Raw genomic sequence first — 18,481 nt, forward strand, 5'->3', positions numbered from 1 at the left:
CTAAAGAAAAGCTAAAAGAATTATAAATGTTTAATTTAAATTCAACATAAATTCGAGAGTTTTTACAGCAGCTAAGTTGAATTGTTGTTACCATATATATAAGGGTGTTACATATTATCCATGATTAATATGTGACACCCTTTATTTTTTATGACTTTTTACGATTTAGGTCTTGATAAATTTGGAGAGCTTTTTTTCATGTATATTATCTCTCACATGCAACACCGTCGCCATCACGATCTAGCTTGCGACTATATCCCGGTTGTCCACTATATAGAGGAGCTTTACCTGCATTTTTGACTTCTGTGCAGTTTTTATATTGTACATTACTGTTATTTTCAGCAGCAGGTTGTGTTTGCGAAGCGGTATGTTGCTCTTGTTGTTTACGAGCTTGTTCCTCAGCTTGATGTTTTTGTTGTTCTTGTTGCTTTTGCGCCTGTTCTTCAGCTTGACGTTTTTGCTCTTCTTGTTGCTTACGAGCTTGTTCCTCAGCTTGACGTTTTTGCTCTTCTTGTTGCTTTTGAGCTTGTTCCTCAGCTTGACGTTTTTGCTCTTCCTGTTGCTTTTGAGCTTGCTCTTCAGCTTGACGTTTTTGCTCTTCCTGTTGTTTTTGCGCCTGTTCTTCAGCTTGACGTTTTTGTTCTTCTTGTTGCTTTTGAGCTTTTTCTTCGGCCTCTTTCTTTTCAGCTTCTTTTTTATCTTCGTTTTCAGCTGCAATTTTCTTATCTTTTGCTACTGCTTTTTCAGTAGAAGGAGTTGCAATACTTGATAGTGCTCCAAAAGCTACAAATAAAACAGCTGTAATCAAAAATTGTTTCTTCGCCATACCAGTTTTCTTAATAATAGATAAGATTGCTAGAATGAGGAAGCAAAAAAATAGAATTAAACATAAATTAGCGAAAAAGCCAATAATCGGATGATTCGTTTCTGTGGTGCTTGTTGCTGTTATTAAGAATGAAATAATAAAACAAATAACCGCAGGTCTACCATATCTCATTGCTTTGCCATTTTTCTTAAAGAATGAAATGATACATAAGATGAGTAAAATAAGAGCTATTAAAAATAAAAATGTGCCAATATTACTCCAAAATGCCATGTTGATACCCCCATTTGTAAGATTTTCTTTATTGATTATATAGGAACATACTAGAAATTACATGATTTCTAGCTGAAATAAGAAAATTCTATTTCTTTTTGATGAGTATAAAAATTCTTATTACATTTTTACAATTCATAGATTATAATTGACTCCTCTGAAAAAAGGGCTCTAATAGACTTGCAATTATTAGTAATTTTTGTTTTAGAAGAGAACGGTGTTTTCTTTTTAGTAACAAAAGTAGATGATGTTATCACATTAAAAATGCCAATCACAGCAAACTTAGTAGCTTTATTTTTAGCAGTAGGAGTTCTAAGATGCGAGTCGTGTAATGTAGGATAGTAGATAGGCGGGGAAACTCTTCGTTTATCGAATGGGATAATATAATATTATTATGTAAATAAAAAGGTAATTAAAATATCTCTAATAGAGAAAGTTTACTATCCAAGGAGGGGAATATATGATTCGTCAAGCAAAACAAGAAGAAATTAAAATGATAAGAAAGTGGTTACAAGAAACAGCAATTTCTTTTAAGAAAAAAGGTATTCAACAGTGGAGACAATTTTTACGATATGAAAATACTGAAATAGTAGAGTCTGATTTTGAAAGAGGTTATTTATTTGTTTTTGAAAACAATCAAAATCAAGTAATCGCATCCATTTCGCTATGTGATAAGGAGAAGTGGGATGAGAGCTTATGGAACGATGAAGTAGATGCGTATTATATACATAGAATTGTTGTTTCGAAAGAAGGTAAGGGATTAAACGTCGGTAGTCAGCTCGTACAATGGGCAAAGAATAGAGCGAGAAAGTCCGGAAAGAAATTACGATTAGATTGCATTGCTAGTAATGATTTTTTACAAGAGTTTTATCAAAAGCAAGGGTTATCATTTAGAAGTTTTGTGAATAGCTTTGCCGTGTATGAGTGGGAGAAGAGCAAGGAAAAATAGAATTCATTAACATTACACACTGGGTATTAGAATAAAATAGTGGTTGAAATCAGGAAGAGGTGCTCATTGGGAGCTATTTTATTTAAATAAAATAGACATTAGGATTTTCTTAGAAAAGGATTTGAGAGGAGCGGTTACCTTTCTTATCAAAAGATGAACGGGATTCAACATAAAAGAGATAAAGAGTGTAATTTCTCAAGGGGTGTATTGAGCTACATTAGTGTGAATCAATATGTAAATAATTATAGGGATGAATATGGTTATAGCATGGTATTAAGGTGTTCAAGATTCAGGTGTAAATAGGGTAGAATTTGCATCTGAATCTTGAAATATATATTTGTCTCTAAAAGTTTAAATAGCTTTAGCCATTAATTGTGATTGAGGTATATATAGTAATTGAGCTGTTAAAGAAGCTGTTATATTTGTAAAAGGATATGTTCCTTTATACGGAAAATTACTATATACTATTTCGTTAATTTCCATAGGTATATAATGTTTTTTGAGTATTTGTTGAGAAATTCTATTTGTACAAGCACCAATTAAATCAAAATCTCTCTTAGCTATTTCTTGAATTGCATGTGAGATAAGAGCAGTGACTACTCCGTTTCCCATCCAATCTGGATGACAAGCTCCCATATCTAGGTAGACCAATTTTTCTTTATCTAGACGGGAGAATTCTATTGAATCTGTTTCTAACGCATCTAGTAGATGAAAAATTGGATCCATTTGAGGACAGATTTGGGTTGCTGTTTCTTTATCGATTAGTGGCTGAGTTACTTTCCTTGCTAAAAGAACGCCTATTATTTGAGAGTTTTTCATTGCTACAAATGACATAGATTGAGAAACAGCTTGATTTACCATCTCTTCACACATTTTTTGAAAAGGTGTAAGAGGGATTTGCAACCCACTCACAAGGGGTTCACTTTTTACAAAAGAATGTGCAATTAAGCTAGCTGCCTCTTTAATATGGGGTGTTTCTAGTGTTTCTATATTCATATGTTTTTCCTCTTTTCATAATATATATATCCATTTTGATTTTCCAACATATAAGTCACGGCTATGAAGAACAAAAGGTGATCTACACTCGTTTTCTCTCTTGTTTTCACTTGGCATGGGGCAGGAAAAGGATCTGACCGCTTCTATGCATGGTCGGATTCTCTCTCCCACCACCTAAAAAGAAAGGTTTTATGTCAATTTTTCAATTTGTACTTATATAGATAAGAAATGAGCTGAAATTAACAATCTATGTAAAGCTATTAATAACATTTCTTAAATAAAATAAAGTGAAATTTAAATATTATAACGATAACGAATGCAGTTATTAAGCATATGAATGAATCTGATTTGTAGCAATAAAAACATGTTTTTTAAGAAATGTGACAACCTCATCTAAACATTCAACAGTTGTATATGGCGAGATAGCAAAGAATTTAATAGTGGAAATTGGTTTTCTATCATTTCCGTTTATCACATTCACTAAACAAGAACGAGTTGTATCTCCTAAAAATATTTGATCTCGATTTTTTCCTAGATGATTAAATATTTCCATATTCAATCGATTTGTATCTTCGATTTCTTCTTGTGTTGCTAAACCTGTACGTTCTTTTCTCCAATTCTCTTGGCCATCTCCATTCATATAGAAACGAAATGTTGTAATTGGACCATACGTAAAATCATTTGTCACTGCTACTTGAGGGAGAGCAGTGTTCAATTTCTCTCTAAATAGCAGATTTACACGTATATAATTTGCTAATAATTTTTGATAACCTTCGATTCCAAATGCTAATAAATTTATATACATTGGAATGGCACTACCAGCTCGTGAGCATTCTAATGTATAGCCTGTATGGTAACTACCATACGATCTGTTACCAAGATAAGGTGTGTCATTTTGTTCGACGTCCATGATTTGCAAATCGGTATGATTTTTAACAATCCAAATACTTGAAGCATAAGGTGTTTGTCCTAATTTATGAAAATCAAAGCATACACTATCTGCAAGATACATGTACTGCATTTTTTCTTGAGTTTGTTGTAATGCATCTTTCACAGTTGGCTCAAATAAGAGTGGATTTTGTTCAAAGTCATAATTATTAAAGAAACTATAGAATCCCCCCATAGCAGAATCAGCGTGAATATAAATAGGTTCTAAATTATATTTATCTTGTATTAGTTCGGCAATTTCTTTGATTTTCTTTATACTATCAATTGCAAATGTATCTGTTGTGCCCATAGTAGCTAGAATATAAAGGGGGATACCTCCATTTTCAATAACTTCTATCATTTTATTTTCTAAATCTTCTATATCCATAGAATTCGTATAAGGATCAGTTGTTACTTTAATTAGGTGATTTGTGCCAATGCCCGCTGCCTCAGCAGATTTTAGTAAACTATAATGTGCATTTTCAGAGGCAAAACAATATACATTTTGTGGAACACCTTGTTCCTTTGCCAGTGGAAATTGTTTAGAAATAGCTAAGCGTAAGCTCGAAAACACACAGCCTTGTCCACCCCATGTTGTATAACCACCGCTATTATGCGGATTATAGCCAATCAGTTTCGAAAGCATAGATACAACTTTTACTTCCGCTTCTGCTGCTGCTGGACCATATACATCCCAAACACCATTACCATTCAAAAGTGTCATGGTAATCGTACCTAATAATGATGGAATACTTGGGAGCGGTACAGCATTAGACAAATAATATTTATTTGGATAGGGGTGACCATTCATAAATTGGTTTAGTTCCTCTATAACATCAGACATCGTAATTCCTGTTTTCGGTATATGACTTTTGTGAATTAAGTCATTGTAGTGCCCATTTGATTTTTCCTCAATGTTCCCTAAAGTTGCTTTGTTTTCATTCTTTAAATTTCCAAGATTTTCAATTATTTTTTGTATAGATTCTAAAAATAGTTTTTGTTTTTTCTCATTTCCATCAGCACTTGGAAATAAATTTAAAATATCTTGCATGTGGTCACGTCTCCTTGTAAATATATAGATTTTGTTTAGAGTAGTTAAATATACGAATTAAGCAATTTTTTGTTTATCCTTTTAAATATTTGTGATTAAGGAGTTGTTTAGAAAAAAATGCAATTCACTAGAAAATTATATTAATCATGGAATTTAAAGTAAAGGAATAATTTTGTATGTAATTCGAAAAAACTCATTTATGAAATGAGATAGTAGAGTTAATAAATGTTTTTTGAATTAATTACATATCAAGCAAGGCTAGTACCGGGGATACATAGAGCTTTAGAACATACAGAGTTAAAATGGGTTAACGTTAATAATTTAACGGAGCTGAAGTGGGCACCAGCAGATGTACCAACTGTAGAAAAGCTCGTATAAGGGTATTGTTACATATAGGGAAATGAAAAGTACCACCCCTCTTATTCTATAAGGGGGTGGCACTTTTCTATTTTACAAAACAAACCATCTTAAAACTGCTCATTCGCTATTGATTATTCTGAAGCGCTAAAATATAAAGAGCTAATTGAATAAGAAATAAAACTAAAAGAAGATTTATTTAAAAATTTGTAAAAGAAGGTTTATTTATCAGGGGAAATTATGAAACAAAAGTAGTAATGTGAAAGGGATAGATACCATATCATATGCATCCATTGTTTACATATACACATTATAGAAAGGAAAGCTTAGTGAGCTTTCCTTTCTAATGTAACTGATTTTACTTCTTAGATTTCACATAACTAGCGGCTCGAGCATCAGCCTCCGAACAGAACCATACGATATTATCCTTTGTAGGATCATAATATTGACCACCAGGAACATGGTATTTCTTTGAATTGGCATTTCCTTTAATTTGGCCCTTACAAGTAGCGTTGGATTCTTTGTCATCACTAGGATTATTCTGGAAAGATTGGCCATTAGAACCTCCACGATTACCGCTAGATGAGGAAACTGCAATTTACTTTTTGTTCGTTGTTCTACATACGTCTGAAATTGGTAAATCTACGCCATGTAAATCCTTCTTTTTAACATTGGCGTTATTTGAATTATGTACCTCTTGAGATGCTTCTTGCATTTCTTCTTGGGCCTTACTAGGAGTATTCAGTGCATCGGATGGTACGTGATCGAGTTGTTGATTTAATAGATTTTTTGTATCCATATTATTAGCTCCTTTTTGAATTTAAATATAAAACAAAGTATTTATAAAAAGTTACTTAGATATTTTGTATCTTTAAATGGAACCATATACATAAATTATATTGAGAAATTAACTGATTATAAAAATTAATTGTGATGACAAACTTAAAAGAAATAAAAATTATTAGTTCCTTAATAAAATCGTCATTTGGTAGAAAAGAGGTGTTGAAAATGTCTGTAAATGTACATCTGCAAAAAGTAAAAGAAGTGTTTATTAATAACGGTGAATACGATTTCGATAACGAACAAGATGCAGAACGCTACGCAAAAAAATTACTTTGGAGAATTGAATCTTTGTATCAAGAAGAGGATTTTTACAGAGATTACGAAGATTTGTCTGATTTTATTATTAGTCATTATGCTGGTAGTGAAGTGTATTAGTTGTACGAAAATGGCGATTATTTATTAAAAAATCCTTATTTAGTCGAGAGGTAACGAATGAGATAATTCGTTTTGCTTAACACTTTCAAAAATGAATCCCCATAACATATTTTGTAGTAATTTATTATGAAAGTGAGTTGGCCAATAATGTTTTATCCTTATTTTAATAAACAAATGAGAATTCCTGCTGCGTATGGTGCAGGTATAACGTATAGTGGAGCACAAAGTACAATTCAAGCTGTTCAACAAGCGTTACAGGTACAGCAACAAATGCAGCAAAGTATACAACCTTACTATCCAGTGCAATATGATTACCCAATGTACACTACACAGCATGGAATAACTTTTTCAACGATTCCGTATGGAACGGAATATAACTTATAGCAAACTATAACAAAAAAATCATAGTTATTTGATGGGAACTGATTCATAAGTAATGTAACAAAAACGCTATTTGAGTAGAAAGAGATTTAGGAATTACACGGTAAAAAGTTTCATGAATTATCCACTTTAATTCAATATTCATAGTATGGAAGATGGAAGACAAAAATATTTACAGAGGTGAATAAAGAATGCTTCGCAATTATTTTTACAATGAAACGCAAATGCGTCCTTTACCTGCACAAAGTACAATTCAAGCTGTTCATCAGGCTATACAAGCACAGCAACAAGCATTACAAGCACAACAAATGCAACAAAGTTATTATCCATCATATCCATCACAATCGTACTATTCATTACAGTCTTATTATCCATCACAATCGTACTATCCATCACAATCCTATTATCCGATGTAGATTACACAGGATGGAATGTCTTTTTGGTCGTTTCCGTATGAAACTGTATATGTTTTATAGCGAATAATAATAAAACAGAAATAGCTCTTTGATGGGCAATTATTCAAAAAAAATTTAATGAAGGCATTAATTAAGCTTCAGGTTAACAAAAGAGGATCTGCTACGAATAGCAGATCCTCTTCTAAAATGACAAAGAGTAACTCTTACCCCAAGAAATGGGGATAAGATATCCATTATGTAAATTAAATTAAAATATCTGTTATAAACACTATCATTCCTAAAAGAAACAAGAATTCAATTGAAATCGAGATTACATTTTTCTGTGGCCTTTTAAACTCTTTTATTAAAGTGAAAATGGCACCAATTGCTACAAAGGTGAAAACAATGAGATATACCATATCTGGCATTTTAACCACTCCTAATTAATGTTTGACTAAATATATCATATAACGATTTTTAGATATTATAATAATTATTAATGTAAATTAAGGAAAAATTAAGCGGAATGTAAACAAAATAATCCTTTTAAAAGAAAGGAAGAAATATATTTGCAATCATGCACATTATGTGAAAAAGAAATTAGGAAAGGGTGGCGCTGTAAATATGATGATACATATTACTGTAATATGAAATGTGTTGCAGCGTCCATGAAGTCAAGAAGTCATAATAGATTATTGAAAGAACAAACGTTATATTGGATAGTTTGTAAGAATGAAGAAGAAAAATAAATATTAGTGTCCTACTGGAAGAACCAGCGGACATCAAACCATAAAGAGTAGTAACAATATTGCTTTGTGGTTTGGTGTCCGCTTTTTTAATTTCATTTTTGCTCACATTTTGTTCACGAACTATGTAAAAAAGTATGGGAAACTATAAAAATAATTATTGCACTAAAATTCATGATAAAAATTCAAAAGTGCCAAACCCCTTGCCACACAAGGGGTTTGGCACTTTTATAGTTTTTATGTTTTATCAAATGAACCACCTTAAAACTGCTCATTCTTCTCCCAGGACTCTACAATATAATGGGCAATTGTTGGATTAAATCCTTTTCCGACTAAAAACATAATCGCAGCAACTTCTGTCATGGAGTGTTGAGGGGATGTATATTTTGCTTCATTCATACCGTACTCAACCCATGGTTTTACGAAATCTAATATAGGTTTCTTTAAGGATAAAAATTGTGTACCAACAACTTGCTGAATTTGTTGCTCCGTTGGTTCAGTTGGAATTCCTGTAGTAGAACCCGTTGACAAGGTTTGTGGTTGTGTTGAATTTAATGTTGGTGCTGGTGGTGAAACACGCGGGTCGTGGTATGGTTGATACATTTGTGGTGGCTGATATGGAGCTTGCTGAGCTTCTTGAGTCTGTTGAGCTACATATGGATTTTGTTGATATCGAGCTTCTTGAACTTGCTGAGTTACGTATGAGTTCTGTTGGTGCTGAGCTTCTTGAGTCTGCTGAGCTACATATGGATTCTGTTGGCGTTGAGTTTCTGGGACATGCTGAGTTACATATGGATTTTGTTGATACCGAGCTTCTTGAGTTTGCTGAGCTACGTATGGATTTTGTTGGTGCTGAGTTTCTTGAGTTTGCTGGGTTACGTATGGATTTTGTGAATATTGTAATTCTTGATGCTGTGTTTCCTGCTCTTGGTTTTCCGACAGCTGTTCTTGATATTGTTGCTCTTGATCTTGAGGATAGTATGGTTGGTGCGGATAAGACTGTTGATTATTATAGAACATTTTATTTCCTCCTTCGTAAATGTACATACAAAATAGTCTATGGGCGGACAAGAAAATATGTGATGAAAAAATGAGGGCATGTTACAATAAGAAACTGGGTGAAGATAAATGATAAAACAAGAACAAATTCAAAAAACAGTAACTTTTGTCAAAAATATTTTAGAAAAAGATGCGAGTGGGCATGATTGGTATCATATTGAACGTGTACATAAATTAGCAATCGCTTTAGCAAAGCAAGAAGGTGGCAACCTTTTTGTAATCGAGATGGCGGCATTGCTTCACGATGTAGCCGATGAGAAGTTAAATGAGAGTGAAGAAGCTGGGATGAAAAAGGTTTCTAACTGGTTAGAAGAATTGAGTGTTCCGGAAGAAGAAAGTAAACATATCCTTCATATTATTGCAAATATGTCTTATAAGGGTGGACATGGTGGTAAGATAGAAACATTGGAAGGGAAAATTGTTCAGGATGCGGATCGTTTGGACGCGCTTGGGGCAATTGGAATTGCTCGTACATTTGCTTATGGTGGGGCAAAGGGAAGATTAATGTATGATCCAAATGTTCCTACGCGTGAAGCGATGACGAAAGAAGAATATCGAAAAAGTAATGATCCATCTTTAAATCATTTTTATGAAAAACTGTTAAAACTGAAAGATTTAATGAATACAGATGCTGCAAAGCGAGAGGCTGAAGTTCGCCATCGTTATATGGAAGAGTTTATCGGACAATTTATGAAAGAGTGGAATGCACAAATATGAAAATGTTAACAGTAGAAAACGTATCCAAATCATATGGGGATAAACCGTTATTCAATGGATTATCATTTAGCATTGCAGAGGGACAACGCGCAGGGATTATTGGCGTAAACGGGACAGGTAAGTCGACATTATTAAAAATTATTGCAGGAATAGAAATTCCTGATACAGGGGATATGACGCATACGCGTGGATATACAATTAGCTATTTATCACAGCAACCGGACTTTAATGAAGATTTAACAGTACTTGAGCAAGTATTCCATGGTGATACACCTCTTATTCGTCTTCTTCGTGAATATGAACAAGCATTATTAGATATAGAAAAAGATCCAAGCAATGAAAAAGTACAAGAACAATTATTTGCGATGCAGCAGCGTATGGATGCGATGAATGCATGGGAAGCAAACGCGAATGCAAAATCTCTTTTAACGAAATTAGGGATTACAGATTTTACCGCAACAGTTGGAAATTTATCTGGGGGACAAAAGAAACGTATTGCAATGGCACAATGTTTTATTGAAACGCCTGATTTATTAATATTAGATGAGCCAACGAACCACCTTGATCATGAAACGGTAGAATGGTTAGAAGAGTACCTATCACGTTATACGGGAGCGGTTTTACTTGTAACACATGATCGTTATTTCTTAAATCGTGTTACAAATCGTATCTTTGAATTAGATAATGGTAAACTGTATAGCTATGAAGGAAACTATAGTACATTTTTAGAAGCGAAAGCACTTCGTGAAGAACAAGAATTGGCACAAGAATCAAAGCGTCAAAATCTGTATCGTCGTGAACTAGCTTGGATTCGCCGCGGAGCGAAAGCGCGTTCCACAAAACAAAAGGCACGTATTCAGCGTTTTGAAGAGTTAAAGGGACAAGAAGGGCCAGCTGCGAAGCAATCTGTTGATATTGCACTTAGCGGGAGTAGATTAGGAAAGAAAGTACTTGAGTTAAAAGATGTAACGAAAAAATTTGGTGATAAAACGGTACTCCACAATTTTAATCATATCGTGAAACCAGGAGATAGAATTGGAATTATCGGAGCAAACGGTAGCGGAAAATCATCTCTATTAAATATGCTTGCGGGTAAATTATCTCCTGATAGTGGGGAGATTGAAGTGGGGCAAACTGTAAAGATTGCTTATTATACACAAGAAAATGAAGAGATGAACTTAAATCAACGAATGATTGAATACATTAAAGAAGTCGCAGAAGTTATTCATACGACAGATGGAAAAGTAATTGGCGCATCTCAAATGCTTGAACGTTTCTTGTTTGAGCCGCATTCACATGGAACGCCGCTTGCTAAACTATCTGGTGGTGAAAGAAGACGCCTGTATTTATTGCGTATTTTAATGGGGGAACCGAATGTACTTCTATTGGATGAGCCGACGAACGATTTAGACACACAAACATTAACAGTACTAGAAGATTATTTAGAAGATTTCCCAGGTGTCGTTCTTACTGTATCGCATGATCGTTATTTCTTAGATAAAGTAGTTGATGAATTATTTATCTTTGCTGGTGGCGGGGAAGTTCGTGAGTTTTTAGGTAGTTATAGTGATTATTTAGAGATGCAAAAAACAAAAGAAATAATAGAGAAAGCGGAAGTGCAAAAAGAAAAGAAAGTAGAAGAAGTACCAAAGCAACAACGTAAACGTAAACTTTCTTATCATGAGCAACGCGAATGGGAAACAATTGAAGATACGATTGCAGAGCTTGAGGAGAAACTTGAAACAATCGGAGAAGAGCTTGCAAATGTTGGCTCTGATTTTACAAAGGCACAAGAGCTTTCTGAGGCGCAACAGCAAACAGAAGAAGAACTAGAGAAAGCGATGGAACGTTGGAGCGAACTATCTGACATCGTTGAAGGTTTAAAATAAAAACAAGCTACATATATTGAAATATAAAGAGAAAAACTTTACACTTATTGGTAGAATCTATTTTAGGAGGGAAAAAATGAGAACATCTAATCCAATGTTGAACAAAGAGGCATTTCGTAAACAAGGAGCAAGTGCTTCTACGATGACAATTGGCGGAGCAGTAGGAAAAACATTCATTATGCTTGCCTTGCTTCTTGCGACGTCTGTTTATTCATACATACAGATGATGCAAGGGACAATGAAAATGCCAGTATTAATTGGGGCGTTAGTTGTTGCTGCTATTGTCGCATTTGCATCGATATTCTTCCCGCGCATATCACCGATTGGCGCGCCGATTTATGCGGCAGTAGAAGGTGTTGTGCTAGGAAGTATCTCAGCAGTTTATACAATGAAATTTGGGGATACTATCGTTTTAAATGCTGTATTACTAACAATTTCAATTTTATTTGCAATGTTAGTCTTATATGCAACTCGCGTTGTAAAAGTAACTGATAAATTCCGTACAGGTGTAATGGCTGCAACGTTTGGAATTGCGATTATGTACTTAATCGTTTTTCTATTAAACATGTTTGGCGTGACTGTTCCTTATATTCATCAAGGCGGAACAATCGGCATCATTATTAGTGCAGTTGTCATTGTAGTTGCTGCATTAAATCTATTACTAGACTTCGATTTAATCGAAAGTGGTGCACGTAGCGGAGCTCCAAAATATATGGAGTGGTACAGTGCGATGGGATTAATGATGACATTAGTATGGTTATACTTAGAAATTCTTCGTTTTGTTTCTTACTTTACAAAGAATGACTAATTGGAAGAAATCCTGCATGATTGAAACATGCGGGATTTCTTTTTGTATTTTTTTAGATTTAAAGTGATGATTTCTTTTTAGAAATATATCATTTTTCATTTTTTACCTATCTTCTATTTTTTTCTACAATAAAGAAAAAAATACGAGGTGGTATAAATATGATGAATCGTGTTGTATTAATTGGAAGATTGACAAAAGATCCAGAACTATACTACACAAAGCAGGGAATTGCCTACGCACGTATATGTGTTGCGGTAAACAGGGGATTTCGGAATAGCCTAGGGGAGCAGCAGGCTGACTACATTTACTGCGTAGTCTGGAGAAAATCTGCTGAGAATGTATCGGAATATTGTAAAAAAGGATCTTTAGTTGGAATTACAGGCCGGATTCATACGAGTAATTATGATAATGAACAGGGAAGGAGAGTGTATAAGACAGAAGTTGTGATTGAAAGAATTACGTTTTTGGAGCGGAAGAGAGAGGAAGCATCGCAGTAAAACCTATGTATACACATGAAAGAAGTAAACTTGAAAATTTTTATTTTCAATTCTTATTGGATGGTGGCGTATTCGTTTGCAGCGGAATGAATTAGTTATGAAACAGATTCGGAGTGAGAATAGTGTTTCTAATAGTTAAGTCATAATTTTGTTAGCATATTATCAGGAGTATAGGAGTAATACATCATTTTGGGCATTTTGATTAGAATACCATTGTGATTTGTAAAACCAAGCATCACAGTAGGAGTATAATGGTAGAACATGTTACAATACAGCTAAGAACAAGCAATAAAGGAGAGTATATTTACGTGAAGATTAAAGCAATTGAACCAACGCCAAGTCCAAATACAATGAAAGTTATTTTAAATGAAGTATTACCGTCAGGAGCACGTAATAATTATACAAACGAAAATGCAGAACAAGCACCAGAACAAGTGCAGCAAATTTTAAAAATCGAAGGCATTAAAGGCGTGTATCATGTAGCGGATTTTTTAGCAGTTGAACGAAATGCGAAGTATGATTGGAAAGTACTTTTACAGCAAGTTCGTGCTGTGTTTGGAGAAGAAGTAGCAGCAGAAGATGAACAGGAGCAGCTTTCACATTTTGGTGAAGTGAAAGTATTTATTCAAATGTTCTTTACAATTCCAATGCAGGTGAAATTAACAGATGGAACGACGGAAGAACGAGTTGGATTACCAGACCGCTTTAAAGAAGCGATTATGAAAGTGCAAATGTCTGCACCTAACGTTGTAAAAGAGCGTAAATGGGTGGAGCAAAGTACACGCTATGGCAATTTTGAAGAAATCGGAAAAGAAGTGGTAGAAGAAATTGTTGCTACTTATCCAGAAAATCGCGTTGAACAAACGATAAAAGAGTTATTAGATCAGGCAGGGGCTACAGAAGTAACTGTGGCAAAGCGTGTGCCATATAAAGTAACAGAAGAGATGATGGCAGATTCTGATTGGAAAAAACGCTATGCAGCTCTTGAACAAATGGATCCTACTGAGGAAGACATTCCTGTTCTGAAAAAAGCGTTAGAGGATGAAAAGGTATCTATTCGTCGTTTAGCAACAGCGTATTTAGGTATGGTAAAAGGTGAGGAAGTATTACCGTTATTATATAAAGCCTTATTAGATCGTTCTGTAAGTGTGCGTCGTACAGCAGGCGATTGTTTATCAGATGTGGGCGATCCAGCAGCGATGTTTGTTATGATTAAAGCACTTAAAGATCCAAGTAAATTAGTACGTTGGCGTGCAGCAATGTTCTTGTTTGAACTTGGTGATGAAAGTGCAATTCCAGCATTACGAGCGGCACAAGATGATCCAGAGTTTGAAGTAGCCATGCAGGCGCGCTTAGCATTAGAACGCATTGAGGGCGGCGAAGAAGCAAAAGGTTCTGTTTGGAAACAAATGACGGAGTCTCGTAAAGGAGAGTAATCGTATGATTGTTTTCTATGATAGCTGGTGTCCAATGTGTACAGCAGTTGCGGAGCGTACGAAAAAGTTTGATAAAAAAGGTTCAATGACGTTTGTTTCTTTCCGCGACAAAGATGTAGTAGAAGAGTATCAGTTGTCTGAAGCACTGCAAAGTAAGATGGAACAAAGACTTTATATTTTCAAAAACAATAAATGGTACGATGGAATTGGGAGTATATATGTTTTAGCGAAGTCTATCCCCGTATATTGGATTGCGGTTCCGTTCATTAAGTTATCTATGTTACTTGGATTTGGAAATAAAGTATATGATTATGTTGCAAATAATCGAAAACTTGTCCCTGTTGGGCATTGCCGTGAAGGGGTTTGTGAAATTCCATCAAAAAAATGACGTCATTGCCATCTTTCTTTTGCACCAATTATTAGAGCGTGATATGATGAATTTGGAATGAAAGTTGAAGGAGAGATAATAAGATGTCAAATGCATACGAAGAGTACATGCGTCAAATGGTAATTCCGATGCGTCAAGAGTTAGTACGCGCTGGATTTGAAGAATTAACGACAGAAGATGCTGTAAAAGAATATATGGAAAATGTGACAGGTACAACATTAGTTGTTGTAAACTCTGTTTGCGGCTGTGCAGCTGGTTTAGCTCGTCCATCAGCTGGTCAAGCGGTTGTACGTTCTGAAAAACAGCCTGACCATCTTGTAACTGTATTTGCAGGACAAGATAAAGAAGCGACTGCAACAATGCGTGAGTACTTCGGAGATATTCCTCCATCCTCACCATCTATGGCGTTATTAAAAGGTAACGAAGTTGTTCACTTCATTCATCGTCATGAAATTGAAGGGGCAACAATGGAAGAAATCATTAATAATTTAGAACAGGCTTTTGAAAAGCATTGCTAAAAAGGGGGAGAGTGATTCTCCCTTTTTTCTTTATATATGAGGTGAAAAGATGATTGTAACAACAGCGGGACGAACAAATGAGGAAATGACGGCTTATGCAAAAAGGGTAGCGGAAGAACTAGAATGCTCCTTTGTAGTGCGTAATGATATACCTGTGTACAAATTACATGAACAGTATGAACAAGATGTGCTTGTCGTAGGAAAGAATCGATTAGCAATTTACCCAAAAGGTACAGAAGAATCGTTCTTCTTCCATCCCAACTCTGCAATGTTTCGTGTGAAGAGATTAATGAGAGGAGAACATGATCCATTTGTACAAGCTGCAAAGTTAGAAAAGGGAATGACGGTGTTAGACTGCACGCTTGGTATGGCATCGGATAGTATTGTAGCAAGCTATATTGTTGGGAAAGAAGGGGCTGTAACAGGTCTTGAAGGCAATCAATATATGGCTTATGTAATGGAAAAAGGTTTACAAAATTGGTATTCTGGAGTTTCCGAAATTGATGAGGCGATGCGCAGCATTACAGTAAAGCGAACAGAACACTTCACCTTTTTAAAACAGTGTGAAGATAATAGTTATGACATTGTCTATCTCGATCCAATGTTTGAAGAAACTGTAATTGAATCGGATGGTATTCGAGGTTTAAAACACTTTGCATTATATAATGATGTCACAGATGAAACAATTAGAGAGGCAAAGCGCGTTGCTAGAAAACGTGTTGTCCTAAAGGATCATTTCCGTAGTACGCGATTTGAAAGACATAATTTCTTTGTTTATAAGCGTAAAAGTGCAAAATTTCATTTTGGTGTAATTGAAACTTGCTAATTATTAGAAAAGATGTATAATAAGCAATAATCAATCATATATAATGTCGTAGATGAAGAGAGTAGTCCTTCTTCAGAAGTAAAGCGAGCTAGGGATGGTGAGAGCCTAGTACGGAGAAGAGGATGAAGCGCACTTCGGAGATGCTGCTTGAAATGAATAGTAGAGTAAGCCGGGGCCCCCTGTCCTCGTTATAAACGGGAAAGTGGTTCGAATTGAACAACAAGGGTGGTACCACGGGTGATAACTCGTCTCTTTTTAGAGACGAGTTTTTTGTGTTTTAAAAAATAAGGAGGGAGCAATATGGAGTATAAAATTCAATTTGCAAAAAGTTTATCAAGTATCTTATCCTCAGAGTTATCATTAGAAGAAATTATTGATTTAATTGAAACACCAAAACAAGATGAATTCGGAGACGCAGCATTTCCTTGTTTCATGCTTGCGAAACAATACAAAAAAGCACCAGCAGTTATCGCAAAGGAAATCGCAGAGAACTTAGATGATCCATTTTTTACGAAAGTAGAGGCGGTTGGTCCGTATGTGAATGTGTTTTTCAATCGTCACATAGTAAGCAATGATGTGTTAAAAATGATTTTAGCTGAAAAAGAAGAATATGGACAGGGCCATTTTGGGCAGGACAAAACAGTAGTAATCGATTACTCTTCACCAAATATCGCGAAACCTTTCTCCATGGGACATTTACGTTCAACGATGATTGGGAATTCTTTAAAACATACCGCTGAAAAGTGTGGATACGAGGTTGTAGGAATCAATTATATTGGTGATTGGGGAACACAGTTTGGAAAATTAATTACCGCATATAAAAGATGGGGAAATGAAGAGCTTGTAAAAGAAGACCCGATTCGTGAGTTATTTAAGTTATACGTTCAGTTCCACGAAGAAGTGAAAGAGAATCCAGAGCTAGAAGAAGAAGGGCGTGCATGGTTTAAGAAATTAGAAGACAATGATGAAGAAGCAGTATTTTTATGGAACTGGTTCCGTCACGAATCTTTAAAAGAGTTCTCGCGTATTTATGAACTCCTTGGGGTTGAATTTACGAACTTTCAAGGAGAGGCTTTCTATAATGATAAAATGGATGATTTTGTTGGGATTTTAGAAGAACAAGGGCTATTAGAAGAATCAGATGGAGCGCAAGTTGTTAATTTAGAAAAAGAAGATATGCCGCCATGTTTAATTAAGAAATCAGATGGGGCTACACTTTATGCAACGCGTGATTTAACAGCTGCCTTGTATCGTCAAAACACATATGAATTTGATAAAGCGCTGTATGTAGTAGGAGCAGAACAAAGTTTACACTTTACACAATTTTTCACCGTATTAAAGAAACTTGGTTATAAATGGGTAGACGGAATGGCACATGTACCGTTTGGGCTCATTTTAAAAGATGGTAAAAAAATGTCCACGCGTAAGGGGAAAGTGGTATTACTTGAAGAAGTATTAGAAGAAGCGATTGCGCTTGCAAAGCAGAATATTGAAGAGAAAAATCCAGACTTAAAGCAAAAAGAAAAAGTTGCAAAACAAGTTGGTGTTGGGGCAATCATTTTCCATGATTTAAAAAATGAACGTATGCACAATATTGAATTCTCTCTAGAAAAAATGTTGAAATTTGAAGGAGAAACAGGGCCGTATGTTCAGTATACACATGCACGTGCTTGTTCCATATTAAGAAAAGAAAATGTCGAATTTGAAACAGAAGCTTTTGGATTAAGCGATGATTATAGTTGGAGTACAGTAAAACTATTGAATAGATTTCCACAAGTCATTGAAACAGCCTTTTCCAAAAATGAACCTTCGCATATTGCGAAGTACTTGTTAGATGTGGCACAAGCATTTAATAAATACTATGGAAATGTTCGGATTTTAGAAGATAATCAAGAGAAGGAAAGTAGACTTGCACTTGTTTATGCAGTAACGATTGTATTAAAAGAAGGATTGCGTTTACTTGGAATGGGTGCTCCGGAAGAAATGTAAGAATGATTGTCTAGGATTATCAGTTATCTAAAGCGAAACTTTAATCAGTTGAGGGGATGACTACCCGTTAATGCGGGATAAAAATGAACAACTTTATAGACTAAAATTGGTAGAGGAGAGGATAATATGTTTCGTAGGGAGCATATTATCTTTTTCTCCTTTTACATAATAAAAGGTTTGAATACAATATGTAGGAATATGTCTAATATATACCGAATACATAGGTGAAAATAACTTT

General features: G+C 34.9%; 20 protein-coding genes, 2 pseudogenes and 1 other annotated feature. Of the genes and pseudogenes, 15 read left to right on the plus strand and 7 right to left on the minus strand.

What is annotated here, in order from left to right; genetic code table 11:
• Positions 1-205: 205 nt before the first annotated feature.
• The gene (locus ACIQ7L_RS13630) at positions 206-1,096 is read right to left on the minus strand and encodes an excalibur calcium-binding domain-containing protein (protein ID WP_400569860.1); all 891 of its coding nucleotides are present in this window, start codon (positions 1,094-1,096) and stop codon (positions 206-208) included.
• 180 nt (positions 1,097-1,276) lie between these two features.
• Here ACIQ7L_RS13630 and ACIQ7L_RS13635 point away from each other — a divergent pair, with 180 nt between their 5' ends.
• Entirely contained in the window at positions 1,277-1,438 is a 162-nt protein-coding gene (locus tag ACIQ7L_RS13635; protein ID WP_400569862.1) for an exosporium protein G, read from the plus strand.
• 118 nt (positions 1,439-1,556) lie between these two features.
• Positions 1,557-2,045, plus strand: coding sequence for a GNAT family N-acetyltransferase (locus ACIQ7L_RS13640; protein WP_400569864.1), 489 nt, complete (start codon positions 1,557-1,559; stop codon positions 2,043-2,045).
• A 351-nt stretch (positions 2,046-2,396) separates the two neighbouring features.
• Here the strand turns inward: ACIQ7L_RS13640 and ACIQ7L_RS13645 are convergent, their stop codons facing one another.
• Together ACIQ7L_RS13645 and ACIQ7L_RS13650 are read right to left on the minus strand one after the other, a co-directional pair.
• Positions 2,397-3,041: a GNAT family N-acetyltransferase gene (locus ACIQ7L_RS13645; protein WP_400569866.1), complete on the minus strand. Its 645-nt coding sequence runs from the start codon at positions 3,039-3,041 to the stop codon at positions 2,397-2,399.
• A 325-nt stretch (positions 3,042-3,366) separates the two neighbouring features.
• Positions 3,367-5,019: a pyridoxal phosphate-dependent decarboxylase family protein gene (locus ACIQ7L_RS13650; RefSeq protein ID WP_400569868.1), complete on the minus strand. Its 1,653-nt coding sequence runs from the start codon at positions 5,017-5,019 to the stop codon at positions 3,367-3,369.
• A 237-nt stretch (positions 5,020-5,256) separates the two neighbouring features.
• On the opposite strand from ACIQ7L_RS13650, the pseudogene ACIQ7L_RS13655 reads away from it, so the two are divergent.
• Positions 5,257-5,397, plus strand: a pseudogene (locus ACIQ7L_RS13655) (NUDIX hydrolase); the annotation flags it as partial.
• A 337-nt stretch (positions 5,398-5,734) separates the two neighbouring features.
• Here ACIQ7L_RS13655 and ACIQ7L_RS13660 read toward each other — a convergent pair.
• Positions 5,735-5,968, minus strand: a pseudogene (locus ACIQ7L_RS13660) (sunset domain-containing protein); the annotation flags it as partial.
• Between the two features lie 6 nt (positions 5,969-5,974).
• Entirely contained in the window at positions 5,975-6,175 is a 201-nt protein-coding gene (locus ACIQ7L_RS13665; protein ID WP_400569869.1) for a hypothetical protein, read from the minus strand.
• A gap of 209 nt (positions 6,176-6,384) precedes the next feature.
• Between ACIQ7L_RS13665 and ACIQ7L_RS13670 the strand changes: the two genes are divergently transcribed.
• From ACIQ7L_RS13670 to ACIQ7L_RS13680, 3 genes are all read left to right on the plus strand, one after another.
• Entirely contained in the window at positions 6,385-6,594 is a 210-nt protein-coding gene (locus tag ACIQ7L_RS13670; RefSeq protein ID WP_400569871.1) for a hypothetical protein, read from the plus strand.
• Positions 6,595-6,741: 147 nt separating this feature from the next.
• Entirely contained in the window at positions 6,742-6,978 is a 237-nt protein-coding gene (locus ACIQ7L_RS13675; protein WP_400569873.1) for a DUF3947 family protein, read from the plus strand.
• Positions 6,979-7,166: 188 nt separating this feature from the next.
• Positions 7,167-7,391, plus strand: coding sequence for a hypothetical protein (locus ACIQ7L_RS13680; RefSeq protein WP_400569874.1), 225 nt, complete (start codon positions 7,167-7,169; stop codon positions 7,389-7,391).
• 242 nt (positions 7,392-7,633) lie between these two features.
• Here ACIQ7L_RS13680 and ACIQ7L_RS13685 read toward each other — a convergent pair whose 3' ends face one another.
• Positions 7,634-7,798 (minus strand): hypothetical protein, encoded by a 165-nt coding sequence (locus ACIQ7L_RS13685; RefSeq protein WP_400569875.1) that lies wholly within the window; start codon positions 7,796-7,798, stop codon positions 7,634-7,636.
• A gap of 579 nt (positions 7,799-8,377) precedes the next feature.
• On the minus strand, positions 8,378-9,136 hold the full coding sequence (locus ACIQ7L_RS13690; RefSeq protein ID WP_400570139.1) for a hypothetical protein: 759 nt from the start codon (positions 9,134-9,136) through the stop codon (positions 8,378-8,380).
• Positions 9,137-9,244: 108 nt separating this feature from the next.
• Between ACIQ7L_RS13690 and ACIQ7L_RS13695 the strand changes: the two genes are divergently transcribed.
• The 9 genes from ACIQ7L_RS13695 to argS all read left to right on the plus strand — a co-directional run bounded on the left by ACIQ7L_RS13695 (position 9,245) and on the right by argS (position 18,243).
• Complete coding sequence (locus ACIQ7L_RS13695; RefSeq protein ID WP_400569877.1) at positions 9,245-9,892, plus strand: HD domain-containing protein; 648 nt, start codon at positions 9,245-9,247, stop codon at positions 9,890-9,892.
• Positions 9,889-11,781, plus strand: coding sequence for an ABC-F family ATP-binding cassette domain-containing protein (locus tag ACIQ7L_RS13700; RefSeq protein WP_400569879.1), 1,893 nt, complete (start codon positions 9,889-9,891; stop codon positions 11,779-11,781). The genes ACIQ7L_RS13695 and ACIQ7L_RS13700 overlap by 4 nt, the downstream gene beginning before the upstream one ends.
• 76 nt (positions 11,782-11,857) lie before the next feature.
• Entirely contained in the window at positions 11,858-12,589 is a 732-nt protein-coding gene (locus ACIQ7L_RS13705; RefSeq protein WP_400569880.1) for a Bax inhibitor-1/YccA family protein, read from the plus strand.
• Between the two features lie 158 nt (positions 12,590-12,747).
• Positions 12,748-13,086 carry a single-stranded DNA-binding protein gene (locus ACIQ7L_RS13710; protein WP_097894757.1) on the plus strand — a complete coding sequence of 113 codons (339 nt, stop codon included), beginning with the start codon at positions 12,748-12,750 and terminating at the stop codon, positions 13,084-13,086.
• A 308-nt stretch (positions 13,087-13,394) separates the two neighbouring features.
• Positions 13,395-14,522 (plus strand): conserved virulence factor C family protein, encoded by a 1,128-nt coding sequence (locus tag ACIQ7L_RS13715; protein WP_400569882.1) that lies wholly within the window; start codon positions 13,395-13,397, stop codon positions 14,520-14,522.
• Positions 14,523-14,526: 4 nt separating this feature from the next.
• Entirely contained in the window at positions 14,527-14,910 is a 384-nt protein-coding gene (locus tag ACIQ7L_RS13720) for a thiol-disulfide oxidoreductase DCC family protein (RefSeq protein ID WP_400569884.1), read from the plus strand.
• Between the two features lie 83 nt (positions 14,911-14,993).
• Entirely contained in the window at positions 14,994-15,428 is a 435-nt protein-coding gene (locus tag ACIQ7L_RS13725) for a BrxA/BrxB family bacilliredoxin (RefSeq protein ID WP_335360145.1), read from the plus strand.
• A 49-nt stretch (positions 15,429-15,477) separates the two neighbouring features.
• Positions 15,478-16,254, plus strand: a complete 777-nt coding sequence (locus ACIQ7L_RS13730) for a class I SAM-dependent methyltransferase (RefSeq protein ID WP_400569886.1) — start codon at positions 15,478-15,480, stop codon at positions 16,252-16,254.
• A gap of 40 nt (positions 16,255-16,294) precedes the next feature.
• Positions 16,295-16,510, plus strand: a binding site (T-box leader).
• Between the two features lie 44 nt (positions 16,511-16,554).
• Positions 16,555-18,243 (plus strand): arginine--tRNA ligase, encoded by a 1,689-nt coding sequence (gene argS / locus ACIQ7L_RS13735; protein ID WP_400569888.1) that lies wholly within the window; start codon positions 16,555-16,557, stop codon positions 18,241-18,243.
• The last annotated feature ends 238 nt before the right edge of the window (positions 18,244-18,481 follow it).

The organism is Bacillus sp. NPDC094106 (assembly GCF_044764345.1).
In the GTDB taxonomy this organism is placed as follows: domain Bacteria; phylum Bacillota; class Bacilli; order Bacillales; family Bacillaceae_G; genus Bacillus_A.